A 26,607-nucleotide genomic window follows, 5' to 3' on the forward strand; every position below is an offset into this window, starting at 1 on the left:
ACACCTTTCTCAGGCGCTCGCCAGCCAGTTCAGCCAGGCGTCCATCCCTTCCCCCGTGGTGGCGCTGACCTGGATCACCTGGATATAGGGGTTCACCCGTTTGGCGTTCTCGATGCAGCGCTCGACGTCGAAGCGTACATGGGGCAGCAGGTCCGTCTTGTTGATGATCATCAACTGGGCGGCGGCGAACATGTCCGGGTATTTCAGGGGTTTCTCCTCCCCCTCGGTGACCGAGAGGATAGCGACCTTGTACTTCTCGCCGAGATCGAAGCTGGCGGGGCAGACCAGGTTGCCCACGTTCTCGATAAAGAGGATGCCCCCTTCCTGCACGGGCAACTGGTGGTAGGCGTCGTGCACCATCTTAGCATCCAGGTGGCAGCCCTTGCCGGTGTTGATCTGGATGGCGGGCACTCCGGTGGCACGGATGCGATCCGCATCGCTGCTTGTCTGCTGATCCCCCTCGATGACGGCGCAGGGACGCTGGCCTTCGAGTCGGCGCAGGGTCTCGCACAGCAGGGTGGTCTTGCCTGAGCCCGGGCTCGACACCAGGTTCAGCACCAGCTGGCAGGTGGCCTCGAAGTGATCGCGGTTGTGGACGGCCAGCGCATTGTTCTTGGCCAGCACGTCCATCTCGATGGCGATCAGCTGGCGCTGACCCAGGCCCGGCACCGACAACCCGGCTTCCCCCTTGCCGTAGTGCAGGTCACCATGCTCATGGCTGTGGTCATGGGAATGGGCATGATGGTGGCCATGGTCGGTGGCGTGATGATGCTCGTGCTGATGGTCATGCTGGTAGCCATGTTCGTGGCCGTGGGAATGACCATGATTCTGGGTATCTGGCTGAGCGGCCTGGGCCTGAGGGATCATGCCGTGGTAGTGGTGATGCACATCCCCCTGATGGTGGTAGTGATGGTGATGATGGATGATCACCGTCCTGGGCGCGTCCTGCTCCTGTGCAGGACCATGGGAGTGATGATGACCATGATGGTGGCCGTGTTCATGCTCATGATGATGATCATGCCCATGTTCATGAAGATGATCGTGATGGTGATCATGGTGATGGTCCTGGCCGGCAACGCGCGCCTGGCCGCATCCGCATACGCTACACATATCAACTTACCTCGATGTCGGTGATGCGCAGGCTATCCCCCTGCGCGACTCGTAATTTGTATCCGCCACACTCCGGGCAGGCCTGGCCGCGCTCGGCGAGGGCCACCGTCTTGCTGCAGTCGTAACACCAGCCCTCGGCGATCTGGTGCTGAAAATGCAGGCTCGCGCCCTCGACGGCCGTGCCCTTGGCGGCGGCCTCGAAACAGAACGCTATGGTGTCCGGGTCGACGCAGGAGAAGCTGCCGACCTCCAACCAGATGGCGGTGACCTTGCTAAAGCCGCGCTGGCTGGCCTGCTCGGCGGCCAGATCGATGGCCGCCATGGCCAGAGACATTTCATGCATGTTCAGCACTCCTTGATGTGATGGGTCATGGCTCAGCAGATCCGGGGCAGCAGCTCACCCTGGGGCAGCTCCAGATAGCGGCGGCTGCCCCAGAGGTTGTTGAGGACCACCTTGTGTTGGGCGCTCTCCTTGACCACCCCGATCTGGCAGGCGGTCGGGTTGAATGTTTGCAGCAACGCCAGCGCCGCTTCGGCTTGTTTCGCGGGCAGGGCCAGCACCATGGTGCCTTCGTTGGCGAGATCATAAGGTTCGAAGCCGTAGAGCTCGCACAGGCCGCGCACCGGGTCACACACCGGGATGGCGGACTCCTCCAGCTCGATGGCAACGCCGGAGGCCGTGCTCCATTCGTTGAGCACGGCGGCGAGCCCGCCCCGGGTGGCATCGCGCAGGGCGTGGGGGTGAACGTTCGCCTCGAGCAGGGCCTCCACCTGGGGCCAGAGGGTGGTGCAGTCGCTTTTGAGGTCCGAGCCGAGCTGCAGGGCGTCTCGTGCCATCAGGATGCAGGCGCCGTGACTGCCGATATCCCGCGACACCAGGATAGCGTCGCCGGCCTCGAGGTTTCGCACCGAGATGCCCCGGCTCTGCTCGGGGCGGGGGAAGCTGCCGACCCCGCTGGTGTTGATGAAGATCTTGTCTGCCGCGCCCCTCGGTACCACCTTGGTGTCGCCGCAGACGATGCGGGCGCCGCTCTTGGTCAATTCAGCGGCCATGGACTCGACGATGCGGACGAGATCGGCGTAGGGGAAACCCTCCTCGATGATAAAGCTGCAGCTCAGATACTCGGGCCTTGCCCCCATCATGGCGAGATCGTTGACGGTGCCGGCGATGGCGAGTTTGCCGATATCGCCACCGGCGAAGAAGAGCGGCGAGACGGTGAAGCTGTCGGTGGTGAAGGCGATGGGGCCGCTGATCGGCAGCAGGGCGGCGTCTTCACCGCGCAGCAGGATCTCGTTGCCAAAATGGTGGAAGAACAGCTGGTTGATCAGCTGGTTCATCTCGACACCGCCGCCGCCGTGACTCAGTTGAATTTCTCTCATTGCTCCTGGATCCCCATATAGCGGTAGTAGGCGTTGCAGGCCCCCTCGGAGCTCACCATGCAGCTGCCCATGGGCTGGGTCGGGGTGCAGCCCCGGCCAAAGACCTTGCACTGGTTTGGCTTGGCGAGCCCGCGCAAAATGTCGGCGCACTGACAGGCCTTGTGATCGTCGATGGGGCTCTGGTTGAGCGAAAAATGGCGCTCCGCATCCCGCGCGGCAAAGTCATCCCGCAGGCGCAGGGCGGAGGCGTTGATATCGCCGAGGCCGCGCCAGCGAAAGTGCTCGCGAGTCTCGAAATACCGGTCCACCAGACGCTGGGCGGCGCGGTTGCCGCTGGCGGTCACGGCACGGCTGTATTGCACCTCCAGCGCGCAGCGCCCCTCCACCTTCTGGCGCACCATCATGAGCAGCGCCTCCATCACGTCCACCGGCTCGAAGCCGCTCACCACCACGGGCACCCGGTAGTGCTCGACGATCGGCAGATAGATGTCAGCCCCGGTTATGACGCTGACGTGGGAGGGGCCGATAAAGGCGTTCACCTTGGCGACCCCGTCGGCCATCACGGCGTGAATGGCGGGGGGCACCAATACATGGTTGATATGAAACAGTAAATTGCTCACCCCTGCTGCGTCGGCGGCCGCCAGCAGCGCCGCCGTCATGGGGGTGGAGGTCTCGAAGCCGATGGCGAAGAACACCACGGTCTTGTCCGGGTTTTCCTTCGCGATGCGCAGCGCATCGAGGGGGTCATAAACGGGGCGAATGTCGCTGCCCCTGGCGCGCTGCTGGGCCAAGGAACCCTTGGAGCCCGGCACCCGTATCATGTCACCCAGGGTCACCAGGATGACATTCGGCTTGGCGGCCAGCTCCATGGCCTGATCGATGCGTTCTTTTGGCATCACGCAGACCGGGCAGCCGGGGCCGTGAACGAACTCGATGCTGTCCGGCAGCAGCTGGGGCAGGCCGTACTTCATGATGGTGTGGGTATGGCCGCCGCACACCTCCATCACCCGCAGGGGCTCGGGCAGTTGCTCGGCCAGCGCGTGAATTTGGGCGGCGAGGGCGCGGATCACCTGAGGCTCACGAAAGCCCTGGAACAGATCGCTCAGGCTCAGCATGGCAAGATGTCCTGCTTGGGCATCAGGGCCACCATCTGGCGGAAGCTTTCCAGGCTTGCCTGGGCTTCTTCCTCGTCAATCTTGCTCATCACGAAACCGATGTGGAGCAGCACATAGTCCCCCAGCGCCAGCGGCTCTTCGAGCAGCATGCAGCTGACACGACGCTGCACCCCCAGGGTGTCTACGGTGACGCAGTTATCTTCGGGGTGCAGTTGCACCACCTGGGAAGGTATTGAAAGGCACATATCAGGACTCCGACACGGCGGGCAGGGCGGCCGGCCCTGGCTCCGCAAGATGATGGATGGCAAACCAGAGCTGGCCTGCGGCTATGCAGCCGTCGTTGAGCGGCAAGATCTCGCTGGTCAAGACTTCGCGCCCGGCACTCTCGAGACGGGGGATGAGCTGGTCCATCAGCACGCGGTTTTGGAAGACGCCGCCCCCCAGTACCACCGGGTAGGTGGGAAAGCGTTCGGCAAGGGTGACAATCAATTCACAGATGGCGTGGATAAAGCCGGTGGCCAGGTTTGCCACCGGTACTTTGTTGTGCTGTGCCAGCAGTTCCTCGATGAGTGGCGCCCAGTCGATCAGCAAGGGGCCGTCTGTTTGTTCGGTGATTGCAAAATGCAGGGGCCAGGGCTCGGCATTCGGGGCGAGCCGCAGGGCCGCCGCCTCCAGCAAGAGCCCCGCTTCTCCCTCGTAGTCGGGCTCGTCGACAAGGTCCAAGAGGGAGGCCACGGCATCGAACAGCCGACCCATGGAGCTGGTATAGGGGGCGTTGCGACCTAGGCGCCACAGCTGATGCAGGTTGGCGAGCCGCTCAGCGGGCATTTGGCTTATCACGGGAAGATCGAGGGCGCTGATTTCATCGGGCGACTGAGATTCAAACAGCAGGCCCAGCAGCTGGCGCACCGGCTCGCGGATGGCCGCCTCGCCCCCGATCAGCCGAAATGGCTTGAGGTGCGCCACTCGCTCGAAGCCCCGTACGTTGGCGATCAGCAGTTCGCCACCCCAGAGGGTGCCGTCATCCCCAAGGCCGGTGCCATCGAAGGCAAAACCCAGCACAGGGCCTGTCATATCGTGCTCGGCCATCACCCCTAGCAGGTGGGCGTGGTGGTGCTGCACCTCGAGGTGGATCGCCCCCTCTGCCGCGCAATAGTCCCTGGCCCAGCGATGGCTGAGATAGCCGGGGTGGCGGTCCGATACCAGCGTCTCGGGCTTGAGATCGTAGAGGCTACGGAAAGTGTCGAGCGTCTGCTCGAAGTGCCCCTGCATCGGCAGGCTGTGCAGGTCCCCGATATAGGGGCTGTAGATGCGCTGGCGACCGAAGGCCAGCGCCAGCTGGTTCTTCTGCTGGGCCCCCACCGCCAGCACGGGTTGCGCGGCCGCTTCCTTCAGGCTGGGAGTGCAGGGGGCATAGCCGCGGGCGAGGCGCAGGGTCTGGCGCCTTCCGCCCGCCCACTGCACTAGGCTGTCGTCGCAGGGGTGCAAGATGGGGCGATTATGATCCAGGATGCCGTCGATCTCTGCCCCCAGCTCGCTAATTATCTCTTCGCACTGGATCAGGATGGGGCTGCCGCGGCCATTGGCGCTGGTGGCCACCAGGGGGATGGCGCAGGCCTCCAGCAGCAGCTGGTGCAGGGGAGTGTAGGGCAGCATGACGCCGAGATAGGGGATGCCGGGGGCTATACCCTCGGCCAGGGTCGCCGTTTCGGCCGACAGCTCGGCCGATGATTTCTTGCGAAGCAGGGTGATTGGCCTGGGCTGGGAGCAAAGCAGTTGCCATTCGGCCTCGCCGCCAGCCACATGCAGCTTTGCCTCTTCGAGTGTCCCCACCATGATCGCCAGCGGCTTGCGGACCCGCCGCTTGAGGCTGCGCAGCCGGGCAACAGTCTGTTCATTTCGGGCGTCGCACATCAGGTGATAGCCCCCCATCCCTTTGACCGCGATAAGCGCGCCTTTTTGCAGGGCTTGGGCGGCGGCCTGTAGGGCTTCCTCTCGCTCGGCCAGGGCATCACCATTGCCTGAACGCCAGGTCAGCTGAGGCCCACAATCCGGGCAGCTCACCGGCTGGGCGTGGTAACGCCTGTCCAGCGGATCCTCATAGGCACTGGCACAGCGCGGGCACATGGCAAAATCCGCCATGGCGGTGTAGGGCCTGTCGTAGGGGAGGCGGCGGATGATGGTGTAGCGCGGGCCGCAGTGGGTGCAGTTGGTGAAGGGGTAGTTGTGGTGGCGATCCGCCGGGTTGGCGATGTCCCGGGCGCAGGCCTCGCACATCCCCTGATCCGGCGAGATGGCGACCGTGGCCGCGCTCTGCTGCTGACTTGCCCTGATATGGAAGGTGCCATCGAAGTCGGGGTCGTCATCCAGGGGGATCGTCCATTCACTAAAGCTGTCGACACGACTCAGTGGTGGCGCCAGCTCCCGTAGCTCACGGGCAAAGTCTGCCAACTGGGCCGCGCTGCCCTGTACCCCTATGGTGACGCCGTTGGCATCGTTGAGCACATAGCCGGTGAGGCGATGGGAGATCGCCAGCCCATAGACGAAGGGGCGAAAGCCGACCCCCTGCACTATGCCGTCGAGGTGAAACTCGCGGCGCAGCGAGGCAGGCTCGGAGTTGGTTGGGGATGAGTGCGTCATCGGGGCCGCTTGTGCTGTCATACCGCCTCGCTCTCTGCGAACTGTTTGTCTGCCAGCTGCGGGGGAGGCAGGCGCAGCACCCGTCTGTCGTTCTCTTCTCGCCGCAGCCAGCCGTCCATCTCCATGCGAAGGCAAAACGGAATCGCGTATTTGCGCGACAGACCGGTGATCTCTTTGAATGCACTCATGTCGATCAGATCCCCCACCTGCTGGCCCGCCAGCACGGCCTGTACCATATGGTCATAGAGTTCGGCATCGTAGTAGATGGGCCCTTCCAGCTGTACCAGGTACTTGAGCCTCGCCAGGTTGCGCAGCTGCTTTTGCAGCGCCCCTTTTGGCCGCAACCCTGGCGGCAAGGTGAGCTGGAGCACAGGGTCTATGGCCACGCCGCCGGGGCCCAGTTTACCGGGCTCATATCCCTCCTTGCCTTGATCTCGCACTAGTTTGAGTACCAGACGCGCCTCTTCTCCCAGCTCATCTTCCGACTCGCCACTGCCCGGCTGCCACTTGTCGTGGTGCAGGCGGATCTGCTGCTCCTCCTTGAGCCTCTGCAACAGCTGCTGTACGACTGGCAAGGCGATGCGCAGCCTGGTGGCCAGCTCGGCGGCGCTTAGCGGCTGCTGCGTTAGCGCGGTCAGCAGCGCGGCGCGGCTATCTGCGAGCCAAGCGAGGTTCAGGAGCCAGTCCCCATCTTGCACCGTGCCCGGCGGCGGCTCGGCAAAGTGGCTGGCGGGGGCATAGCCATCGAGCCCCAACTGCAGGGTGGCGGAGTTGAGGCCTGCGAGATCGCGGGGCAGCTCGCACAGCAGGGCGTGCAGCGCCTTGCGTTTGGCGGGGTGGATGTCGCCGCACCAGAGGATGCGGGCGCCGTGCAGCAGCTCGCTGCTGCCGTGGCGGATGATGGCCAGCGGCTGGCCGAAGAAGCAGGGCACGTGGCTGGCAAAGATCAATCTGGCCAGCCGAGTCTCCTTGATGGGCATCTCTTTTGTAGGTGCCTCTTTAATCGGCACCGCTTTGATAGGTACAAAGCGGGCCCGCCCGTGCCAGCTGCCGAGCGCCACCTCCACTTCCTGGTTGCGAAGGGACTGGCTGGGCGACTCCTGGCTGGCGGGATCCAACCGCACTATCAGGTGGCTGACCGCCTGACAATCTCCCGCGGCGCTGGCGAGACAATGACCGCGAGCCACCTCCTTGTGGGGCACCTTTTTAAGCCCCACCGCCACCCGGCAGACGGAGCCTATCTCATCGACGCTGTGGTGATAGGCCTGCAGGGAGCGTATCTGCACCTCACGGCCGGCGGGGTAGAGCCGCAGCTTGTCTCCTACCCGTAGCAGCCCCTGCTGCAATGTGCCTGTGAGCACGGTACCTGTGCCGCTGGCGGTGAAAACCCTGTCCACATAGAGGCGGGGGGCCTGCCGCTCGCGGCCGGCCTGCTCGCCGGCCACATCCGACAGCTGGTGGACGATGGCGGCGTGCAGTCCGTCTATGTTCTCGCCGCTCTTGGCGCTGACGCTGACGATGTCCGGCACCATGCCGCTCTCGTCCATCACCTGCTCCAGCAAGGCTTCTTCCAACTGCGCCAGTTCATCAGTGCTCACCAGATCGCACTTGTTGATGCAGACCAAGAGGCGCGGCACCCCCATGGCCTTGAGCAGGCGCAGGTGATCGCCGGTCATGGGCATCCAGCCCTCGTCGGCGGCGATGACCAAGAGCACCAGGTCTAGGCTCCAGAGCCCGGCCACCATGTTGCGTACATAGCGCTCGTGGCCGGGCACGTCGATGACGCCTATGGTATTGCCCTGACCGTCGTCGAAGTGGGCGAAGCCGAGATCCTGTGTCATGCCGATGGCCTGCTCGTGGGCACGGGCCGTGATGATGCCGGTGAGGGCCTGGATCAGCAGGGTCTTGCCATGATCCACGTGGCCGGCGAGGCCGATGACGGCGCGATAGGAGGCTGTCATGGGTTCAGCAATCCTTGTGGTGGCCGTGGGGAGCTGCGGACCCCTGTGCCTGGTCCGGGACGAGCAGTGTTTTCAACTGCAAGATGAGGGTTTGCATATCCTCCTCCAGCACGGAGGCCATATTGAGCAGCACCTGCTGCTGGCGTACGGTCGCTATCACCGGCACCGGCAATTCCCGCAGGGCGTCGAGCAACTGCTGGGCGGGGCGAGGGTCAAGGCAGGCCAGCGCCGGGGCGGGGTAGAACTCATCCGGCAAGGTGCCGCCCCCCACCACCAGCTGGGCGGGCACCTGGACGAAGCAGCCGGGCAGGGCGCTGATCAGTCGCTCGGCTCTTTCTTGCATGGCGGCAGGATCCGAGAGGGTGCGCTGGGCAATTCCTTCCCCTGCCGGGGACTTGTTGAGCTTGTGGACGAGCAGGCGTTCCAGCAGGGAATAGACGATGCGGCTCGGGCGGAAGGTGCGCATCATGGGGTGCTTTTCCAGCCGCTTGATGAGATCGGCGCGGCCGCCGATGATGCCGCACTGGGGGCCCCCCAGCAGCTTGTCGCCTGAGTAGCAGACCAGGTCTGCCCCCGCCTTGAGGTACTGGCGCACCGAGGTCTCGTCCGGTGCGAAGGTCTCTGTGGTGAGACCGGAGCCCTGATCCACCGCCAGTACGATGTGATCCGGCAGGGCGCGGGCCACCTCGCCGATGTCGGGGGACTCGGTGAAGCCGCGAATGGCGAAGTTCGATCTGTGCACCATCAGCACCAGGGCGGTCTGATCCGTGATGGCATCGAGGTAATCCTTGGCCGTGGTGATATTGGTGGTGCCGACCTCCACCAGGGTGGCGCCGGAGAGCGCCAAAATGTCCGGGATGCGAAAGCCGCCGCCGATCTGGATCTGTTCGCCCCGGGAAACGATCACCTCGCGCCCCTTGGCAACCTCCTGCAGCAGCAGGAAGAGGGAGGCGGCGTTGTTGTTCACGACCAGGGAGTCTTCGGCCTGGGTCAGGCTGGTGAGCAGGGGGGCGATCAGCCCCTTGCGGCCGCCTCGCTTGCCGGTGGCGAGATCCAGCTCCAGGTTGTTGTAACCCGTGTTGAGTTCCCGCACCTCGTCCCACAGCTCGGCATTCAAGGGGGAGCGCCCCAAATTGGTATGAACGAGCGTGCCGGTGGCGTTGATGATCCGGGTCTGGCGCTGACGTACCAGGTGCTGGCAGCGGGCGACTATCTGCGCCTCCAGGCTGGCCGAGTCTACGCCCGTAGTGCGAAAGCCTTCGCTCTGGCGCAGCTCGCTCAGGGTGCCGCGCACCGCCTGGGTCACCAGGGGGCGGCTCAAGTCGGCGATATAGGGCGCGAGAAAGGCTTGCTGCAGCAGCTGCTCCACCTGGGGCAGGCGAAAATTGGGCTGGGCGCTGGGTTGCTGGTGCTGCTCGTCGGTGGCTGAGGCGTGAGACTGGTTCGGCATGGAGTTACCCGGATTGTGCTGACTGAGGCACACCGGTTGACCGATAACTTGACCGAATGAGTCGGTTATTTCCGAGGTGACTCTTCTTGCCGGAAATCAATAATTAATCCAGTCTGGATAATTGACTCGGGTTGAGATGTTCATTCATCGGATTATATTGGCAAGCGGTATGGTGTCTATTCATCCAATATATAAAAAGTGGCGGAAGAGGCAGGAATCGAACCTGCCAAAGCCTTCTCGGCTCACGTCGGTTTTGAAGACCGGGAGGGCCACCAGACCCCATCAACTTCCACTAAGACCGCCATTTTGTGGCACTTCTTTGTGACTGGCAACGCTTTTTTAGTCATAAAAACCCGTTATCCAGCCATTTTCCCACGTATCTCCACAAGCGTTGTTTTATATCAAAAACGGCGCAGTTAGCCCGAAGTTTTTATTGTCACAACGGGCCTGGCTGGAATGTAGTGAGAATTGTTTTTGATAGTGCGCAGGATATTTATCTCGCGCTGTTTGCATTATTCCACTGGGCGAATCGCTCTATTAACAGTTCTGTATCCTGGGCCGCGTCCAGATGCTGGTGCAGATAATCCATGGCACCGCTCACCATCTCTGTCATGGGGAAGGAAAACGCGACTATGGCCGGCTGCACCCCGACGAAGAGCACCTCGGGCACGAAGGTCTTCAGCTCATCGATGAGGAAATTCAGCGGCATGTTGTGGGTCGAGAAGATAAACATCTCGGCTATGGTCTCGGGGGGGATCAGCTGGAGCGTCCCCGCCTTCTCGCCGATTTCGGCGGCGTCCACCAGCAGCACCCGATCCGGTTGCAGCTCCCGCACCTTGTGCACCACATTCTCCGGCGCGATGCCGCCGTCGATGTGCAGCCAGCCGGGCTGGGGGCTTTCCTGCAACTTTTCCGCCAGATAAGGGCCGGCGCCGTCGTCCCCCATCATGGCATTGCCCACGGTCAACACGAGATTGCGGCTCATCAGCGGCTCCTTATCATCAGGTACATATGGGGATCGTTATACAGGGCGGTGAGCTGGTCCATAAAGCGGTCGGTCCAGCCGAGCTCAGACTCGCTGAGCAGCCCCTCGGCCTTGCGCAGCCGGTCGAAGGCGCAGGCCAGCATGTGGCAGTGTTCCCGATAGACGGTGATCTCCCCAAAAGTGAGAAAACCCTCCATCTTGCGCCGTGCCTCGCTGCCTGCCGGCAGCTTGGCTACCCAATCCCGATAGCCTGCCAGAGGGCAGACCAGATCGGCGCTCAGGCAATCGACGATACCGAGGTGGTGGCCGATGGCGAGGCTGTAGTACATCACCTCTTTGGCCTCCTCGGGCACGTCGAACTGCTCGTCCACAAACTTGCGGGAGAGGCGATAGAAGAAGACCTGGTCAGCCATGGGTGACCTCTTTCTTGCCCGCGCCGCGGTTGAGGCAGGCGCTGGCTAGGTTGTTGACGATCTCTGACAGGCGCGGATCGTCGTGCTGCTGCAGATAGCCCTGGATGCGCAAGTCCACGTCCTGCTGGGTCGCCCCCTCGAGCAGCGCCATAAACTCGTCGGCTATGATGCGCCCCTGACGGTAACCCGCCATGCGGCGCGCCTCGCGCTCTATCATCACCCTTATCTCGTTCGGGATGCCGGTGTGGCGCAGCTCGACCCGCTCACCCGCCGCGACCTCGTGGCTGGTGGCTTTCAGTTTCTGCTCCAGCAGACCGAGCGCCACCGCGAAGCCGTAGATGGTGGCCGCCGGGGTGGGGGGGCAGCCGGGGATATAGACATCCACCGGCACTATTTTGTCGGTGCCGCCCCAAACGCAGTAGAGATCGTGGAAGATGCCGCCGTCGCAGCCGCAGGCGCCGTAGGCGATGCAGATCTTGGGATCCGGAGCCGCCTCGTAGGCGCGCAGGGCCGGTACCCGCATGGCCCGGGTCACGGCGCCGGTGAACAGCAGGATATCGGCGTGACGCGGGGAGGCGACCACCTTGATGCCGAAACGCTCGGCGTCGAACACAGGGGTGATGGTGGCGAAGATCTCGATTTCGCAGGCGTTGCAGCCGCCGCAATCCACACGATAGACATAGGCCGAGCGGCGAATGTCTTTGAGCAGTGTCTTCTTGAGGCGTGCGAGCTCGGGATCCTGCGCCAGCGGCACGGCGCGGCTATGGGCATCGCCAATAATGGGCTCTATGCCTTTGATTTGGCTCATCAGATCCACTCCTGTTGGGCAGTTGACCGGACGGGTGGGTTCAACATGCTCTGTTTGCGTTTGCAGTCGGGGCAGTGGTGCAACCGCTGTGGGTGGGCCAGCGGCTTGGCCGCCTGCGCCAGAGTATCTTCCACCAGGGCCACCAGTCTGGCGGGGGCGAAGAAGGTACCGCACAGCTCGCAGGGGGCTAGCGAGAAGCGGGCCTCCTCGTAGAGATCGGCCTTGTTGGTCACCGCCAGTTCGAAATTCGGGGAGAGCGAAATGGCGTGGGTCGGGCATACCTCCTCGCAGCGGCCGCAGAAGATGCAGCGCGCCATGGAGAGCTCCCAACGTCGCTCGCCACTTTCCATGTCAACTTCCATGATGAGGGCGTTGGCCGGGCAGGCCTTGGTGCAGGCGGCGCAGGCGATGCACTGGCTGGCCTGGTATTCCGGCTTGCCACGAAAATCCCGGTTCACCTCGAAGGGGGCGAAGGGGTACCTGGCCGCCGGCGTGCCGGCTTTCAGGATGGTCTTGAACAGCTTGATCATGATGGCCCCTTATTTGAGCGGAGAGTGCTTGCGGTCGATGCCGTAGCGCTCGATCTCCTTGTAGGAGACCACGGTGGACTTGCCCTTCTTGGGGTCGACCAAGGTGACCCTGTCGGTGCAGGAGTAGCAGGGATCCAGGCTGCCGATGATGAGCGGCGCATCCGCCACCGTATTGCCTCGGAGCATGTAGCGCAGGGCGGGCCAGTTCGCGTAGGTGGCGGCGCGGCAGCGCCAGCGAAACAGTTTCTGATTGTCCCCGGTCATGCTCCAGTGCACGTTCTCGCCGCGGGGCGCCTCGGTGAAGCCCAGCGCAAACTTGCCCGGCTGGTAGGTGAAGCCTTCGGTGAGTAGCGGGCCTTCGGGCAGGTTACCCAGACCAAACTCAATCATGTCGAGGGAGTCGTAGAGCTCGTGGATGCGCACCAGCACCCGGGATTGCACGTCGCAACCAGCGAGGCTCTGGATCTCCATGGGCAGCTCGCGATAGGCGGCAAAGTCGTGGACCCGGCGCACGTCGCGCTTGAAACCGCTCGCCCGCACCATGGGGCCGACGCAACTGAAGTCCCGCGCTACCAGTGGATCCAGCCTGCCAATCCCCACCAGACGGGAGGAGATGTTGGCGGTGTCGAGCAGCATGGCCACCAGGGGCTTGAGCTCATCGCGCAGTTCTCGTACCAGTTGGGCGCCCTTGATGCGATCTTCCTTGAAGATGTCCCGGCGTACCCCACCGATCAGGTTGAGGCCATAGGTCTTGCGGGCGCCGGTGAGCAGCTCGGCCAGGGTCATGGATTTCTCCCGCACCCGGAAGAACTGCATGAAGCCGGTGTCGAAACCGGTGAAGTGGCTCGACAGCCCGATGTTGAGGATGTGGCTGTGCAGGCGTTCGACCTCCAGCAGCACGGCGCGGATCATCTTGGCCCGCTCCGGCACCTGAATGCCCATGGCGTTCTCCACCGAGGTGGTGTAGGCGACGCTGTGGGTGAAGCCGCAGATGCCGCACACCCGATCCGTCAGAAAGGCCACCTCGTTGTAACCCATGCGGGTCTCCGCCAGCTTCTCCATGCCGCGGTGGACATAGAAGAGGCGGTAATCGGCATCTATGATGTCCTCGCCGTCCACGAACAGGCGGAAGTGGCCCGGCTCGTCCGAGGTGATGTGCAGCGGGCCCACCGGCACGATGCGATTGGCGTCACTCCCCAGCTCGTTGACGAAGGGGTAGGTTTCGGTCTCTGTGGTGGGGGCGGGACGCTGGCGATAATCCATGGCGTCCTTGCGAAGGGGGTGGATATCTTCCGGCCAGTCGTCCGGCAGCACCAGCCGGCGTTCGTCCGGCAGGCCGACCGCACGCAGGCCGTACATGTCGCGGATCTCCCGCTCCCCCCAGACCGCCGCCGGTATGGTCGGGGTGATGGAGGGGTACTCCTGCTCCACTGCGTTGACCAGCACCTTGACCGTGATCCAGCTCTTGGTGTCGGCCTCCATGGAGAAGACGTGGTAGACGGCGAAGTGGCCATTGAGGCTGCGCTCATCATTGGCGAAGGAGACCGACAGCCAGCCGCCGAGTTTGTGGAACAAGATGCTGGTGAGGGCCACCAGATCAGTAGGTTTGACTGTGAGGGTAGCCTGATCGGCGGTCTGCCACTGCTCGTCCGTGATGGCGTGGGGCAGTTGCTGTCGCAATTGCTGGATGTAGTCGCAGCCGATGCGATCTGAGATGGCGATGGTCATGCTGTGGTCTCGTTAAAAGCGGAAAAATGAAAGATGAAGGCGGGCATGACTCATACCCCGACCAGATAGGCGAGCAGGGCCAGCAAGGCCAGCCCCAGGCCATAGCGGGTCAGCCGGTGGGTGTGCACAAACTGGGTGCGGGCCATGGCGTTTTCGATGATGCCGGCGAGGGCAAAGGCCACTACCAGCTTGCACAGCAGGATGAGCGCAGCCATGGCGAGCGCCGGCAGGCTCCAGCTCGCCGCCTTGCCAAAGGGCAGGAAGATCACGAGGAACAGCTGCACAACGACAAGCTGCTTGAGGCCGATGCCGAGCTTGAACAGGGCGAGCCCAGCGCCCGAGTATTCGGTCAGCGGCCCTTCCTGCAACTCCTGTTCGGCTTCGGCGCAGTCAAAGGGCAGCTTGCCCATCTCCACAAAGACCGCGAAGGCGCAGGCGGCCCCCGCCAGCAGGGTCGCCACGGGGGCGGCCAGCGGCTGGGTCGCCACATAGGTGCTGATGTTGCCGAGATCCGAGCTGCCCACCATCATCGCCATGATGAAGCAGGCCAGCACCAGGATGGGCTCGACCAGGATGCCGAGGGTCAGCTCCCGGCGAGCGCCGATGCCGGCAAACATGCTGCCGCTGTCGAGCCCGGTGAGGGCGAAGAAGAAGCGGAAGATGGCGAACAGATAGATATCGGTGATGAGATCCCCGGCGATGGGGAAGGGAGACTCGTGAGTCAGGGTCGGCAGGGCCATGGCCACCAGCAGCAGGGTGGCGATGAGCAGGGAGGGCGTCAGGTTGAAGAGGATGCCGGCGGGCTCTGGCGTCACTTCCTGGCGGCGCAGCAGTTTGCCGATATCCCGGTAATCCTGCAGCAGGCCCGGTCCCTGGCGTGAGTGCATCTTGGCGCGCAGCACACGGTTAAAACCGGTGGCGAGCGGCGCCAGCGCCAGCATGGCGAGAGCCTGGGTGAGGGCGAGGGCGACCATGCCCCAGCTTGGCATTTCGAGAACGGGCATGATCAGACTCCTACGGCCATCAGGATAAAGAGCGCCAGCACCAGGCCATGAAGCAGCCAGCCAGCGATGGACGGCGATTCACTCACCCCCTGGAGCGGGGTTGCCACATCGAGGCGTGGCTGCTGCCGATAGAGCGGCGCGCACAGCCGGCGCAGGGTATGGGTGACGCCGCCTGAGGTGAGGCTCATGCGCTCCTCGTAGGCGTAGCCACAGGCCCAGGGGGTGCCGGCGTGGCGGCGACCGAGCTTGGGTCCCTTGAACAGGGCGAGCAAGAGCAATGGGATCAGGAAGAGACCAATCAAAGTAATGGCAATCACGGGCGGGGAGAGGACGGCCTGACTGCTATCGAGCGGCAGCAGGGTTGCGCCGGTTGCCACAGTGCTGGCCACTGAACTTGCCAAGTGAGCGGCGACAAGGGCCTGACCGTAACCGTTGACCAGGGGGGCAATCCAGGGGGCGCCGAGACCCAGCACCAGACAGACGGCGGCCAGCAGCATAGTGCCCACCACCATGGAGCGCGGCACTTCGCGGGCCTGGCTTGCCTTCTCGCTTCGCGGGGCGCCGCAGAAGCAGATGCCGTAGACCTTGACGAAGCACATCACCGCCATGGCGCCGGTCACCGCCAGCATCACCACGGCGAGCGGGGCAACGACCGAGGTGCCGAGCTTGGTCATGGAGAGCAGGGCCTGATAGATGAACCACTCGCTCACGAAGCCGTTGAGCGGTGGCAGGGCCGAGATGGCCATGGCGCCGATGAGAAACGCCAGCGCCGTCCAGGGCATCAGCTTGGCGAGGCCCCCCATCTTGTCCATATCGCGGGTATGCAGGCGGAACATGACCGAGCCCGTGCCCATAAACAGCAGGCTCTTGAAGATGGCGTGGTTGAGCAGGTGATAGAGCGCCCCGAGTAGCCCCAGCACCACCAGGGTCGGTTGCTGGTTGGCGAGGCCAATCATGCCGATCCCCATCCCCATCAGGATTATGCCGATGTTCTCCACCGTGTGGTAGGCGAGCAGCCGCTTGAGGTCATGTTCGGCCAGCGCAAACAGCACCCCGAGCACCGCCGAGCAGACGCCGAAGATCAGCACCATATAGCCCCACCAGAGCTGGTTGGCGCCGAGAAAGTCGATGGCGACCCGCAGAATACCGAATAGACCGAGCTTCACCATGACCCCGGACATCAGCGCCGAGATATGGGAAGGGGCGACGGGCTCGGCCACCGGCAGCCAGCCGTGCAAGGGCACGAAACCGGCGCGCAGGCCAAAGCCGCAGAAGCTGAGCAGGAACACCAGCGAGGCGAGCGCCCCGGTTAGGTGCTGCTCACGCAGTATGCTGAACTCCAGACTGCCGCTCTCACGGCAGAGCAGCCAGAAGGCGATGAGCACCAGCACCATGCCGATATGGTTCATCACCAGATACAGCCGGCTCTGCTTGGTGGCATCAGGATTCTGTTTGACCAGCCAGTAGCTGGTGAGGGTCACCAGCTCGTAGCAGAGTAGGCAGCCGAGCGCATTGTCGGCCAGCACCATGCCCACCATGGCGAACAGGAAGAGGTTCATCAACACACCAATGCTGACATCCCCCTTGCCCTGGTACTCCTTGATGTAGGCAAAGGAATAGAGGGATACGGCGGCGCCAACCAGGGTGATTACCAGCAGCATCAGGGCGGCGAGCATATCGAGGTGCACCGAGCCCAGCAGCCAGAGCTGGCCGTCAAGCGTCTCACTGGAGGCGAGGGCTTGAACGGCAACCACCACACCGGCCAAGGAGCCCAGCAGGGCGAAGCCGCTATTGAGGCGATTGGCGAGCGGCGCCTGTTTTTGCAGCAATAGGCCGGCGGCGGCACCCAGCAAGAAGAGCAGCAAGATGCCCGGGATCCATGAAGGCAACATCAGCATTCTCCCTGTCGGGTCGTGGCGGCCTTGGCCGAACAAGAGGTGGCAAAGCTCGAAGCCAGCTCGGGATGGGTGCTGGCTGCTTGCAGGCGGCGATCGCGGGCGGCGTTGGCACAGACACTGTCGTTGACCAGAGTCAGTGCCTGGGAGGGGCAGGCCTCGATGCAGGCCGGACCTTCTTCGCGAAAGGCGCAGAGATCGCATTTGACCGCGATGGCGCGCACCCCGGGCTCCCAGCTCAGCAAATCCGAGCCAAAGGTGCTGAGACCGGCCGAGGTAGACGGGTTGCTGGAGCGAATGCTGCAAGGGATATAGGTGTCGTAGCTGTTGGACATGGCCACCGGCCGGCTGCCACCGCTCTGGATGGCGCCGAACGGGCAGGCCACGGCGCACAGGTTGCAGCCGATGCACAGGGATTCGTTGAGTTGCACCGCATCCTCGGTCTGGGCAATGGCCTCGACCGGGCAGACCTTGATGCAGGGGGCGTCTTCACAGTGACGGCACTGAACCGGCATGGTCGCCTGCTCATGTCGCATGACGGTTAATCGGGGGGCCTGTTGCAAACCCTTGGCCTTGTGAACCGTGCTGCAGGCGGCCATACAGGTGCCACAACCGATACAAAGTTTGGGATCAGCGATAACGAAGCGGTTCATAGCCTACCTTGTCGTGTCGCGAACGGAGAAAGTAGGGGCAGGTTGGCAAAATGCGGGCCAAATCGAGTTGGTCTATGAGAATGAGTTCAAGTGGCTGTTTTAACTCAGTTTAAATTTGAGTGGTGAGCCGTGACGAAGGAGTGATTGGATGTCGAACCGTGACGTTCGTCACTAGTGACGAAGGGCGGGAGAGGGATCGTCACCTTGGAAAAGCGGTGTGGATAGGGGGAAGTCGGTGGAATTAGTCGGGCGTAATGAATGACGTGAATTGCACCCCTCACGCAATATCTGCATGCAAGGCGTGGCGGCTGGAACCATCAATCTTGCGATATCAACGGTCCGCTCCCTTCTCCCCTCGTGGGAGAAGGGTTGGGGATGAGGGGCGGTATCGTCCTCGCCCATAGTTAACGACAAAAAAAGAGGGAGGCCTATGCCTCCCTCTTTCTATCTGGCGGTATTCACGCCATCAGATATCCACTTGCGAGCCGAGCTCGATCACCCGGTTGGGCGGGATCTCGAACTGATCCGGCGCGCGCAGGGCGTTGCGCTGCAGCAGCATAAACAGCTTGCCGCGCAGATAGAGATACCAGGGGCGCTCTCGCATGATGAGGGACTCGTGGGCCATGAAGAAGGAGGTCTCCATCATGCGGCAGCTCAAGCCTTCTGCGTTGCAGCGATGGAAGATCTCCTCCACGTTCGGGGTCTCGCGCCAGCCGTAACTCGCCACCACCCGCCAGAAGGTGGGGGAGAGCTGCTCGATGCAGACCCGGCGCACGTTGTGGACGTAGGGTGCATCTTCCACCTTCAGGGTCAGCAGTATGATCCGCTCGTGCAGCACCTTGTTGTGCTTGAGGTTATGCAAGAGCGCATGGGGGATCACGTTGATCACCCGCGACATATAGACGGCAGTACCCGCCACTCGGGTCGGGGGGGATTTTTCCAGGGACGCGATCATGGGATCCAGCGAGTTGCCGTGCTCGTTCAGGCGGCGAATAAGCTGGAAGCGTTCGCTCTTCCAGCTGGTCATGATGGTGAACATCACGGCTCCCAGGGTCAGCGGCAGCCAGCCGCCGGAGACGATCTTGGCGAGGTTAGCAGCAAACAGCGGCACGTCGATGGCGAGCAGCAGGGCGAGCAGGCCGGCCACCAGGTACTTGTTCCAGTGCCAGCTGTTCTTGGCCACCGAACACGAGAGGATGGTGGTCAGCACCATGGTGCCGGTCACGGCGATGCCATAAGCCGCCGCCAGATTGCTGGAGTGCTCGAAGCTCATAATCACGATCACCACGGACACATAGAGCATCCAGTTGATGACCGGAATATAGATCTGGCCCGACTCCTGCTCCGAGGTGTGCACGATGCGGATGGGGGAGAGATAACCGAGACGCACCGCCTGCCGGGTCAGGGAGAAGACCCCGGAGATCACCGCCTGGGAGGCAATCACAGTGGCCAGGGTCGCCAGCAGCAAGAGCGGTAGCAGCGCCCATTGGGGGGCGAGCAGGAAGAAGGGGTTGGCGATGGCCTCCGGGCTTCGCAGCAGCAGGGCGCCCTGGCCGAAGTAGTTGAGCACCAAGGAGGGTAGCACCACCATAAACCAGGCGCGCTGGATGGGGAGCTTGCCAAAGTGACCCATGTCGGCGTAAAGCGCCTCCACCCCTGTGATGGCCAGCACCACGGCGCCGAGGGCAAAGAAGGAGGTGAGCTGATATTCCATAAAGAAGCGCAGCGCCCAGACGGGGTTGAGCGCCCCCAGCACCTCGGGGTTCTGGAAGATGCTGCGAAGGCCCAAAGCCGCCAGGGTCAAAAACCAGAGCAGCATGATGGGGGCAAACAGCTTGCCCACGGTGGCGGTGCCATGCTTTTGAATGGCAAACAGCAGAGTCAATACCAGCACGGAGAGCGGCACTATGTAGGCGTCGAGGGAGGGCGCCACAATTTTTAGCCCCTCGATGGCCGACATCACCGACATGGCGGGGGTGATCACCACCTCCCCGTAGAAGAAGCTGCCGCCAATGAGCCCCAGGATAATAAGCGCCGGGGCCCATTTCTCCGAGCTGTTGCGGGTCGCCAGCGACATCAGGGTCAAGATGCCCCCTTCCCCTGCGTTGTCCACCCGCATCACGAAGGAGAGGTACTTGAGCGAGACCACCAGGATCAGCAGCCAGAAGATCAGGGAGAGAAAGCCCAGGATGGAGGCGGGCTCGACCCCGAAGCCAAACTGGCCGGAAAGGCACTCGCGCAGGGTATAGAGCGGGCTGGTGCCGATATCGCCATAGACCACGCCGATCGCCGCAAGCGTCACGCCGGAGAGGGCGGGTTTGTTAGTGCAGTTCATAAAATTGTCTTGTCAGAGTGCCGCTGGCAGCTGCCAACGCAGGGGCCCCGCGCTATCGGACGTTCACCGACAGTCGTTCGGGAGGGTATTCAAGAATCTGGGAAGGGACATTAACTTGATAGAAGGAATAGGCTCATCATGGACACAGTCTGTTCATCTGCGATTCAGCTCATGATGACACAGAGTTTGTGGGAATAGGTGCTGGTTTAAATAATCAAAATGCCATTTCGAGTGAGCTTATTAATTGGCCGCCGATTAAAACAAGGCGCTGGGAAGTAGGCAAGTGATTGTTTTAGCTGGCTATCCATTTTGGCCAGAGCTTTCCCTCAAGCTGGCCAAGAAATAAACGATAAAATGCTGACCAATAAATTATCCCGCTGTGTTGCGAAGAAGGTTGGAATTGGGTAGCGATGGAGTCTCTGTTTGAGGGCGCTGAGATGGGAAAAGAAGTGACTGTCGGTTAAGGCAGCCACTAAAAAGAAAAAAATTAATAATTTAGATGAGTTCAATCACTAATAAAATCCTTTGAGATAGCATAATCCATCAAGTTATTCCTCTATTACTTTTATATATGGCAACTCATCTTTGGTCAAAACATCATTGTAATTTTAGACCAGTTTCTGACATGAAAATTGCATAATCACACATGAACTGTAGATTATGTTTCCTGTAGTTATATATATTGCTTTCTGGCACAAGTGGAACTTTAACCCTTCGAAGTTCACCTTTCTTGTTTAACATGAGTAACGATATTTCAATAGTTCCATTTTCTTGTGCCCAAACCTCAAAAAGTGGGTATTCAATATTTACATTTTTCATTGCAACATCATCAAATTTGAACGTTTCATTGAAGTGCTGATGTGTCATCCAACGCAGCTCAGAGCCATATGTGATAGTAATAAACTCACTCGGACTTAATCTAATATTTTCCCCATTCCAATTGAATATACTGACAACATATCGAATCCCATTGTTCTCTTTACTTACTAGTTGGAACGTTGGTACATAATCAGTTCGTTCTAAAGCAATGCCATATAATGTAACTGGAGTGTTTGATAAACTGTAAATATAACAAGAAACTTTGGCTTTTAGATCTCGGCTTTTAATACCATCCATTAATTTAGGTATGATACCGGACCAGTAACTATTTCCCTCCGTAATAGAACTCAAGTCATCAGTAAACTCTGACCATTGAGCAGGGAATTGTGGTGATGTCATTTTAATTAAGTAATGAGATGAGCCGCCTTCAATATACATAGCGTCTCTAATTAAATCTTCGTCTGACATGATTTTATAGTTGTCATAAAATCGACCACTTCGATTCGCTACCACTAATTGCCAATCATAACCGATTACTCTAAGTTTCTCAGGGTACCCTATTTCCATATCATCGTATGAAAACATAGAGTAAGGGATTGCAGATACGAAATTATCATCTGGATTATCAAGGTCATTATCCCAGTCAATTTTTTCTTTTATTTTTATAATTTCATTTTCATCGGCAGTTAACAATGGTGAGGAAAAAACAAAATAAACAGCATGTGGATATATAACAGAACGTTCATTTCCATGATAGTCACAGGAAATTAAAAAATGATCATTTACTCCAATAGATTTTAATGCACTAGAGATTTTTGAAAAACTAGAGTCTCTTTTAGATGGATTCTTATACAAATATATCATCTGTATAGGGGATACGTGTAATGGAAGATGCTCCGGCGCCAATGAAATTTCTTTTGATGAAATAGGCTTTCCTTGCTCATCAATAGATATCTGAATTCCTTTAGTAGGATATGGTGTGATTTTTAAATATTCTGTGAATGGGACTCTTAATTCATGCCATGTAGTCGAAACAAGAATTGCTCGAATTGAATTTTGGCTAACCCCAAGTTGGGAGCTTAAAATTGACAAATATTTAAATAGTTCATGTATTCCCTGTCTAGCCGCTTGGTCACTGCGCTTTAATTCAATTACAACATAATTATTGAATTCGTCTTTAGCTAGTATATCAACACGTCCATTAGTGCCGAAATTATTATTTAGATTGAATTCTTTAGCAATGAATATAAGCCCGGGTTCCAGAATCTTTAAATTCTCAGCAAGTTTATCTCTAATAGTGTTCTCGCATATAGTCAATTTATTAACTCCATAATTTATGTTTTACACCATCTAAGAGAGTAGTTGAAAGTGTCTAATATATAATGTTTAGATGCATGCTTTTGATTAAGCTAAATTTAAAGTGATTGTTACATTGTAAATCGATGAATATCTACAGATAAGTTAGTTACGTTATCGTTTGCTGCTATTGGCCCAAGCGGTCTATTTTATTTATGTCATGAAAATGACATCTTAGAGATAGGTTGTCATGTGAGACATTTTATTTCATTAGATAAAAAACAGTAGCGAAAGGCGTTAGAAACCGGATCTGGCTCAACAAATGGGTCAATAAGGGGCCTTTTTGTTCTGTTTTTCTTTACGGCTCGCACATTTCAAATGGAAAAACTAAACAATTTTACCCCTAATTTGCTCCCTCTAGGGCCTGTCGGTGCTGCCTTGCGCCCCGTGGCCGCCATGCCATCAATGCGTCGTCGATATGTCGTCGAGAGGTCGGCCTGTTCGATGGGGCAGGGGATTGTCACCGGGGTGTCGAGCTCGTCACTTTTGTCGTGTCGAGGGTGTGGGTGGGCTGCTGTCGTCATCGTCACCGGTTCATACTCGCCGACAGGAAAATCTGGTTAATCCTTTATTTTCAGTGGCTTGTGACTTTTATCGAGAAGGGAGGCCGGTTTGGTCTGATTCATGCCTAGTGGGATAACCGGCCGGGTCCTTGGGCGATCCGGGCGGTGGCATAGAACCATTTAGGATCCCTCCCTATGAACAGCTTTGTGATTGCCGATCCCAGTCTCTGCATTGGGTGTCGTACCTGTGAGGTGGCCTGCGCCGTGTCACACCAGTCCGCCGCGAGCGGCACCGTCGAGCGAGACAGCGGCTTGCATCTCGCCATCGAAGAGGGGCACCTGGTCTCCAAGAACAGCTATTATCAGCCGCGTCTCAAGGTCATCGTCGGCAGCAAGGTGACCACCCCGGTGCTCTGCCGCCAATGCGAGGACAAGCCCTGCGCCAAGGCCTGCCCCAATAACGCCATCGTCACCGAGGATGGTCACGTCAAGGTCTATCAGGCGCGCTGCATCGGTTGCAAATCCTGCGTGGTGGCTTGCCCCTACGGCGCCATGGCGGTGGTGGTGCAAGAGGTGGCGCCGGCGGCCGATGCGCTGTTCAAGCGCCCCCAATGCAAGGCGCAAGCCTTGAAGTGCGATCTCTGCCGTCACCGCGAGGCGGGCCCGGCCTGCGTCGAGGTGTGCCCGACCCAGGCGCTGCGTCTGGTGACCCCGGAGACTCTGGCGACCATCAACCGGCAGAAGCAGCTGGCCAGCGCCGAGGCCATGCTGGCGGGTTAGTGGCGCCCTGGCAGCGGGCGACGGCGTGCCAGTTTGTGTCCAGGGCATTGAGCGTGGACATTAGCCGCAAGTCGCGGTCCCGGCGCTGACCAGGATGCCGACCCGCCGACTGGGGTCGTGATGGTGCAGTGTTTTTCTCTGCTTGATGTGACTTTTTCTCGTCATAGGCACTGCCAGAGAGCCATAACACAACCAATCCAACCATTTATCGTTAACCAACAAGAGTGTGAGTCATGAAAAAGGTCATTACCGTCTGCCCCTATTGCGGCACCGGTTGCAAGATCAACCTGCTGGTTGATAACGACAAGGTGGTGGGGGCAGAAGGCGCCCACGGCCGCACCAACGAGGGGCAGCTCTGCCTCAAGGGCTACTACGGTTGGGATTTTCTGAACGACACCAACCTGCTGACTCCGCGCCTCAAGAGCCCGATGATCCGCCGCGAGCGCGGTGGCAAGCTCGAAGCCGTCTCCTGGGACGAGGCCATTGGCTTTGCCAGCAGCCGCTTGTCGGCCATCAAGGCGAAATACGGAGCCGATTCCATCATGACTACGGGCTCGGCCCGCGGCCCCGGCAACGAAGCCAACTATGTGATGCAAAAATTTGCCCGCGCCGTGCTGGGGACGAACAACGTCGATCACTGCGCGAGGGTGTGACACGCACCCTCAGTCTCCGGTCTGGAGACAACAGTAGGCAACGGCGCCATGAGCAACGCCATTCCTGAAATTCAAGAGACCCAATGCCTGCTGGTGTTTGGTTACAACGCGGCCGACTCCCACCCCATAGTGGCGCGTCACATCCTCAAGGCGAAGGCGAACGGGGCCAAGGTGATCGTCTGCGATCCGCGCATGGTGGAGACCGCCCGCATCGCCGATCAGTGGTTGCCGCTGAAAAACGGCTCCAACATGGCGCTGGTCAATGCTTTTGGCAACGTGCTGATCGCCGAAAACCTCTACAACAAGGAGTTCGTCGCCAACTACACCGAGGGCTTTGAGACCTACAAGGCGCTGGTGGCCAGGTACACCCCGGAATACGTGGAAGGGATCACCGGCCTCAAGGCCGCGGATATCCGCGCCGCCATCCGCACCTATGCGGCGTCGCCGGCCTCCATGATCCTGTGGGGCATGGGGGTGACCCAGTACGGTCAGGCGGTGGACGTGGTCAAGGGCCTCGCGGGGCTGGCGCTGCTCACCGGCAACTTCGGTCGGCGCGGCACCGGCTGCGGCCCGGTGCGCGGTCAGAACAACGTGCAGGGCACCTGCGACATGGGGATGCTGCCCCATCAGTTCCCGGGCTATCAGTCTGTGGCCGATCCCGCCATCAGCGCCAAGTTTGCCAAGGCCTGGGGCGTGGAGACGCTCTCCCAGAAACCGGGTTATCGCCTGACCGAGCTCAGCCACAAGGTGGAGGAGGGCAAGTGCAAGGCCTTCTACATCTTCGGTGAAGATCCGGCCCAGACGGAAGCGGATCTCGCCCAGTTCAGGCGCACCCTGGGGGGCATGGATCTGGTCATCGTACAGGACATCTTCATGACCCAGACCGCCGAGATGGCGGATGTGATCCTGCCCGCCACCAGTTGGGGCGAGCACGAGGGGGTCTACAGCTCGGCGGATCGCGGCTTCCAGCGCTTCTACAAGGCGGTGACCCCGCCGGATAACGTGAAACCGGACTGGGCCATCTTCTCCCTGATGGCGACCGCCATGGGTTATCCCATGGAATATCGGGACACCCATCAGATCTGGGATGAGATGCGTGGGCTTTGCCCGCTCTATGCCGGGGTCAGCTACGACAAGATGGCGGATCTCAAGAGCGTGCAGTGGCCTTGCCCGACCGAGGATCACCCGGGCACCAGCACCTTGTTCGAGGGCAATGTGTTCACCACCCCGAGTGGCAAGGGGCAGCTGATCGCCTCCGAGTGGCGGCCACCCCTGGAGCAGCCGGACGAGAATTACCCGCTGGTGCTCTCCACCGTGCGGGAGGTGGGTCACTACTCCTGCCGCTCCATGACAGGCAACTGCTCTGCGCTGCAGACCCTGGCCGATGAGCCAGGCTATGTGCAGATCCACCCGAGCGATGCGCAAAAACTCGGGGTGAAGGATCAGGCGCTGGTCTGGATCTCGTCCCGGCGCGGCAAGGTGATCACCCGGGCGAACTACAACGAGCGGGTCAACGCCGGGGTGGTCTATATGACCTACCAGTGGTGGATAGGGGCCTGTAACGAGCTCACCATAGAGCACGTGGACCCCGTCTCCTACACCCCGGAATACAAGTACTGCGCGGTGAAAATTGAGCGAATTGATAATCAGTCTGAGGCGGAGAATTATGTCCAGACCGAATACAGCGCGCTCAAGGCGAAATTGCGCAGCGCCGCCAAGGGGTAATTGCCATTAAATCAAGCGGATCCAGGCCCTGTTATCAGGGCCCGGATCCCCTCATCCTTTTTTCGGTGGGAGGCTTTCTCATGAACAAAGCATTAAATGTATCCTTCGGTATCTGTTACGTATCGGCTTATTTCCTAGCGATGCTATTGGGCGTCGGCTGCTATTTATGGCAGGACGAATTGATATTTCTGCTGGGCTTTGGTTTCTTCGGTTGTTTTATGGCCGCGCGTCTGGCCATGGGCGCCGTGCTGGCGGCCCTGAGCGTGCAGGTGGCCTGGCTCATCGCCTTCCTCTCCACCACCCTGGTGAACGTCCTGCTGCTGGGGCTCTGCACCCTCGTCATCTACCTGACCCATCAGGTGGTATCGGCAGAAATAGCCGACAATATCAGTGGGTTATTGGTGGCCTTCCAGCTGCTGTCGGCGGCGTTCATCTTCGGCGGCCTCAAGCTGCATCGCTATCAGCTGCATATTTCCTGAGGGTGCGACAGCGGGCAAAGGGCATATCGGCGGCTTATCGGGGTGCAATGAGCGGCCAACGGTGGCGATAATGACGATATATTCAGGCCGCACAATAAATATGAGATGACGGAACGTGAATAATTGTCAGGTTGTAATGCCAAAGGGCCTGCTCTATTATGCGCTGCACCAGCAAAAGGCTATTTCAGTGAATGTTTGTTTTTATAATTAAGTGTTAATTCATTAAGTCTTAATTATAACAACTGACGGAATTGGATGATGCTCCGCTAATCGCCGTTGCCGATG

22 protein-coding genes and 1 tRNA gene are annotated in these 26,607 nt (G+C 60.0%); 4 read left to right on the forward strand and 19 right to left on the reverse strand.

The features are described from left to right. Nucleotides 1-9: 9 nt before the first annotated feature. Nucleotides 10-867 carry a hydrogenase nickel incorporation protein HypB gene (gene hypB / locus ACT5M9_RS21030; RefSeq protein ID WP_457979141.1) on the reverse strand — a complete coding sequence of 286 codons (858 nt, stop codon included), beginning with the start codon at nucleotides 865-867 and terminating at the stop codon, nucleotides 10-12. On the opposite strand from hypB, the gene ACT5M9_RS21035 reads away from it, so the two are divergent. After that, a complete protein-coding gene (locus ACT5M9_RS21035) occupies nucleotides 769-1,134 on the forward strand; it encodes a hypothetical protein (protein ID WP_520395681.1) in 366 nt (121 codons plus the stop codon). The genes hypB and ACT5M9_RS21035 overlap by 99 nt on opposite strands. On the opposite strand, the gene hypA is transcribed toward ACT5M9_RS21035, so the two are convergent. The 18 genes from hypA to ACT5M9_RS21125 all read right to left on the reverse strand — a co-directional run bounded on the left by hypA (nucleotide 1,112) and on the right by ACT5M9_RS21125 (nucleotide 22,143). Further along, nucleotides 1,112-1,453, reverse strand: coding sequence for a hydrogenase maturation nickel metallochaperone HypA (hypA, locus tag ACT5M9_RS21040; RefSeq protein ID WP_457979138.1), 342 nt, complete (start codon nucleotides 1,451-1,453; stop codon nucleotides 1,112-1,114). The genes ACT5M9_RS21035 and hypA overlap by 23 nt on opposite strands. Before the next feature lie 32 nt (nucleotides 1,454-1,485). Then, a complete protein-coding gene (hypE, locus tag ACT5M9_RS21045; RefSeq protein ID WP_457979136.1) occupies nucleotides 1,486-2,490 on the reverse strand; it encodes a hydrogenase expression/formation protein HypE in 1,005 nt (334 codons plus the stop codon). Beyond that, nucleotides 2,487-3,605, reverse strand: a complete 1,119-nt coding sequence (gene hypD, locus ACT5M9_RS21050; RefSeq protein ID WP_457979134.1) for a hydrogenase formation protein HypD — start codon at nucleotides 3,603-3,605, stop codon at nucleotides 2,487-2,489. Before hypD ends, hypE begins: the two co-directional genes overlap by 4 nt. Then, nucleotides 3,599-3,850 (reverse strand): HypC/HybG/HupF family hydrogenase formation chaperone, encoded by a 252-nt coding sequence (locus ACT5M9_RS21055; RefSeq protein WP_332501141.1) that lies wholly within the window; start codon nucleotides 3,848-3,850, stop codon nucleotides 3,599-3,601. The genes hypD and ACT5M9_RS21055 overlap by 7 nt, the downstream gene beginning before the upstream one ends. A gap of 1 nt (nucleotide 3,851) precedes the next feature. Next, complete coding sequence (gene hypF / locus ACT5M9_RS21060) at nucleotides 3,852-6,266, reverse strand: carbamoyltransferase HypF (protein ID WP_457979132.1); 2,415 nt, start codon at nucleotides 6,264-6,266, stop codon at nucleotides 3,852-3,854. After that, nucleotides 6,263-8,206, reverse strand: a complete 1,944-nt coding sequence (locus ACT5M9_RS21065) for a SelB domain-containing protein (protein WP_457979130.1) — start codon at nucleotides 8,204-8,206, stop codon at nucleotides 6,263-6,265. Before ACT5M9_RS21065 ends, hypF begins: the two co-directional genes overlap by 4 nt. Nucleotides 8,207-8,210: 4 nt before the next feature. Next, nucleotides 8,211-9,656, reverse strand: a complete 1,446-nt coding sequence (gene selA / locus ACT5M9_RS21070; RefSeq protein WP_457979128.1) for an L-seryl-tRNA(Sec) selenium transferase — start codon at nucleotides 9,654-9,656, stop codon at nucleotides 8,211-8,213. Between the two features lie 199 nt (nucleotides 9,657-9,855). After that, nucleotides 9,856-9,947 (reverse strand) — tRNA-Sec (locus tag ACT5M9_RS21075). Between the two features lie 202 nt (nucleotides 9,948-10,149). Next, nucleotides 10,150-10,641, reverse strand: a complete 492-nt coding sequence (gene hycI / locus ACT5M9_RS21080; RefSeq protein ID WP_457979126.1) for a hydrogenase maturation peptidase HycI — start codon at nucleotides 10,639-10,641, stop codon at nucleotides 10,150-10,152. Next, entirely contained in the window at nucleotides 10,641-11,054 is a 414-nt protein-coding gene (locus ACT5M9_RS21085) for a formate hydrogenlyase maturation HycH family protein (RefSeq protein ID WP_457979124.1), read from the reverse strand. Before ACT5M9_RS21085 ends, hycI begins: the two co-directional genes overlap by 1 nt. Continuing rightward, nucleotides 11,047-11,862 (reverse strand): NADH-quinone oxidoreductase subunit B family protein, encoded by an 816-nt coding sequence (locus tag ACT5M9_RS21090; protein WP_457979122.1) that lies wholly within the window; start codon nucleotides 11,860-11,862, stop codon nucleotides 11,047-11,049. Before ACT5M9_RS21090 ends, ACT5M9_RS21085 begins: the two co-directional genes overlap by 8 nt. Then, entirely contained in the window at nucleotides 11,862-12,392 is a 531-nt protein-coding gene (locus tag ACT5M9_RS21095; RefSeq protein WP_457979120.1) for a formate hydrogenlyase complex iron-sulfur subunit, read from the reverse strand. Before ACT5M9_RS21095 ends, ACT5M9_RS21090 begins: the two co-directional genes overlap by 1 nt. Before the next feature lie 9 nt (nucleotides 12,393-12,401). Then, nucleotides 12,402-14,120: a hydrogenase large subunit gene (locus tag ACT5M9_RS21100; RefSeq protein ID WP_457979119.1), complete on the reverse strand. Its 1,719-nt coding sequence runs from the start codon at nucleotides 14,118-14,120 to the stop codon at nucleotides 12,402-12,404. 50 nt (nucleotides 14,121-14,170) lie between these two features. Continuing rightward, a complete protein-coding gene (locus tag ACT5M9_RS21105; protein ID WP_457979117.1) occupies nucleotides 14,171-15,124 on the reverse strand; it encodes a respiratory chain complex I subunit 1 family protein in 954 nt (317 codons plus the stop codon). A 2-nt stretch (nucleotides 15,125-15,126) separates the two neighbouring features. Beyond that, nucleotides 15,127-17,016 (reverse strand): hydrogenase 4 subunit B, encoded by a 1,890-nt coding sequence (gene hyfB, locus ACT5M9_RS21110; RefSeq protein WP_457979116.1) that lies wholly within the window; start codon nucleotides 17,014-17,016, stop codon nucleotides 15,127-15,129. Next, the gene (locus ACT5M9_RS21115) at nucleotides 17,016-17,672 is read right to left on the reverse strand and encodes a 4Fe-4S dicluster domain-containing protein (RefSeq protein WP_457979114.1); all 657 of its coding nucleotides are present in this window, start codon (nucleotides 17,670-17,672) and stop codon (nucleotides 17,016-17,018) included. The genes hyfB and ACT5M9_RS21115 overlap by 1 nt, the downstream gene beginning before the upstream one ends. Before the next feature lie 466 nt (nucleotides 17,673-18,138). Further along, a complete protein-coding gene (gene kup / locus ACT5M9_RS21120) occupies nucleotides 18,139-20,007 on the reverse strand; it encodes a low affinity potassium transporter Kup (protein ID WP_457979112.1) in 1,869 nt (622 codons plus the stop codon). A 597-nt stretch (nucleotides 20,008-20,604) separates the two neighbouring features. Then, the gene (locus ACT5M9_RS21125; RefSeq protein ID WP_457979110.1) at nucleotides 20,605-22,143 is read right to left on the reverse strand and encodes an endonuclease NucS domain-containing protein; all 1,539 of its coding nucleotides are present in this window, start codon (nucleotides 22,141-22,143) and stop codon (nucleotides 20,605-20,607) included. 737 nt (nucleotides 22,144-22,880) lie between these two features. Here ACT5M9_RS21125 and ACT5M9_RS21130 point away from each other — a divergent pair. The 3 genes from ACT5M9_RS21130 (at nucleotide 22,881) to ACT5M9_RS21140 (ending at nucleotide 26,322) form a co-directional block, all read left to right on the forward strand. Then, a complete protein-coding gene (locus ACT5M9_RS21130; protein WP_457979108.1) occupies nucleotides 22,881-23,465 on the forward strand; it encodes a 4Fe-4S dicluster domain-containing protein in 585 nt (194 codons plus the stop codon). Between the two features lie 233 nt (nucleotides 23,466-23,698). Continuing rightward, complete coding sequence (gene fdhF, locus ACT5M9_RS21135; protein WP_457979107.1) at nucleotides 23,699-25,843, forward strand: formate dehydrogenase subunit alpha; 2,145 nt, start codon at nucleotides 23,699-23,701, stop codon at nucleotides 25,841-25,843. A 218-nt stretch (nucleotides 25,844-26,061) separates the two neighbouring features. Beyond that, nucleotides 26,062-26,322: a hypothetical protein gene (locus ACT5M9_RS21140; RefSeq protein WP_457979105.1), complete on the forward strand. Its 261-nt coding sequence runs from the start codon at nucleotides 26,062-26,064 to the stop codon at nucleotides 26,320-26,322. Nucleotides 26,323-26,607 lie beyond the last annotated feature (285 nt).

It is taken from the genome of Aeromonas sp. AE23HZ002T15 (assembly GCF_054165525.2).

Excerpts from the sequence above, each read along its gene's own strand:
- ACT5M9_RS21035 (WP_520395681.1), top strand. The coding sequence starts at position 769 with ATGCTCGTGCTGATGGTCATGCTGGTAGCCATGTTCGTGGCCGTGGGA.
- hypB (WP_457979141.1), bottom strand. The coding sequence starts at position 867 with ATGATCCCTCAGGCCCAGGCCGCTCAGCCAGATACCCAGAATCATGGT.
- hypA (WP_457979138.1), bottom strand. The coding sequence starts at position 1,453 with ATGCATGAAATGTCTCTGGCCATGGCGGCCATCGATCTGGCCGCCGAG.
- hypE (WP_457979136.1), bottom strand. The coding sequence starts at position 2,490 with ATGAGAGAAATTCAACTGAGTCACGGCGGCGGCGGTGTCGAGATGAAC.
- hypD (WP_457979134.1), bottom strand. The coding sequence starts at position 3,605 with ATGCTGAGCCTGAGCGATCTGTTCCAGGGCTTTCGTGAGCCTCAGGTG.
- ACT5M9_RS21055 (WP_332501141.1), bottom strand. The coding sequence starts at position 3,850 with ATGTGCCTTTCAATACCTTCCCAGGTGGTGCAACTGCACCCCGAAGAT.
- hypF (WP_457979132.1), bottom strand. The coding sequence starts at position 6,266 with ATGACAGCACAAGCGGCCCCGATGACGCACTCATCCCCAACCAACTCC.
- ACT5M9_RS21065 (WP_457979130.1), bottom strand. The coding sequence starts at position 8,206 with ATGACAGCCTCCTATCGCGCCGTCATCGGCCTCGCCGGCCACGTGGAT.
- selA (WP_457979128.1), bottom strand. The coding sequence starts at position 9,656 with ATGCCGAACCAGTCTCACGCCTCAGCCACCGACGAGCAGCACCAGCAA.
- hycI (WP_457979126.1), bottom strand. The coding sequence starts at position 10,641 with ATGAGCCGCAATCTCGTGTTGACCGTGGGCAATGCCATGATGGGGGAC.
- ACT5M9_RS21085 (WP_457979124.1), bottom strand. The coding sequence starts at position 11,054 with ATGGCTGACCAGGTCTTCTTCTATCGCCTCTCCCGCAAGTTTGTGGAC.
- ACT5M9_RS21090 (WP_457979122.1), bottom strand. The coding sequence starts at position 11,862 with ATGAGCCAAATCAAAGGCATAGAGCCCATTATTGGCGATGCCCATAGC.
- ACT5M9_RS21095 (WP_457979120.1), bottom strand. The coding sequence starts at position 12,392 with ATGATCAAGCTGTTCAAGACCATCCTGAAAGCCGGCACGCCGGCGGCC.
- ACT5M9_RS21100 (WP_457979119.1), bottom strand. The coding sequence starts at position 14,120 with ATGACCATCGCCATCTCAGATCGCATCGGCTGCGACTACATCCAGCAA.
- ACT5M9_RS21105 (WP_457979117.1), bottom strand. The coding sequence starts at position 15,124 with ATGCCCGTTCTCGAAATGCCAAGCTGGGGCATGGTCGCCCTCGCCCTC.
- hyfB (WP_457979116.1), bottom strand. The coding sequence starts at position 17,016 with ATGTTGCCTTCATGGATCCCGGGCATCTTGCTGCTCTTCTTGCTGGGT.
- ACT5M9_RS21115 (WP_457979114.1), bottom strand. The coding sequence starts at position 17,672 with ATGAACCGCTTCGTTATCGCTGATCCCAAACTTTGTATCGGTTGTGGC.
- kup (WP_457979112.1), bottom strand. The coding sequence starts at position 20,007 with ATGAACTGCACTAACAAACCCGCCCTCTCCGGCGTGACGCTTGCGGCG.
- ACT5M9_RS21130 (WP_457979108.1), top strand. The coding sequence starts at position 22,881 with ATGAACAGCTTTGTGATTGCCGATCCCAGTCTCTGCATTGGGTGTCGT.
- ACT5M9_RS21140 (WP_457979105.1), top strand. The coding sequence starts at position 26,062 with ATGGCCGCGCGTCTGGCCATGGGCGCCGTGCTGGCGGCCCTGAGCGTG.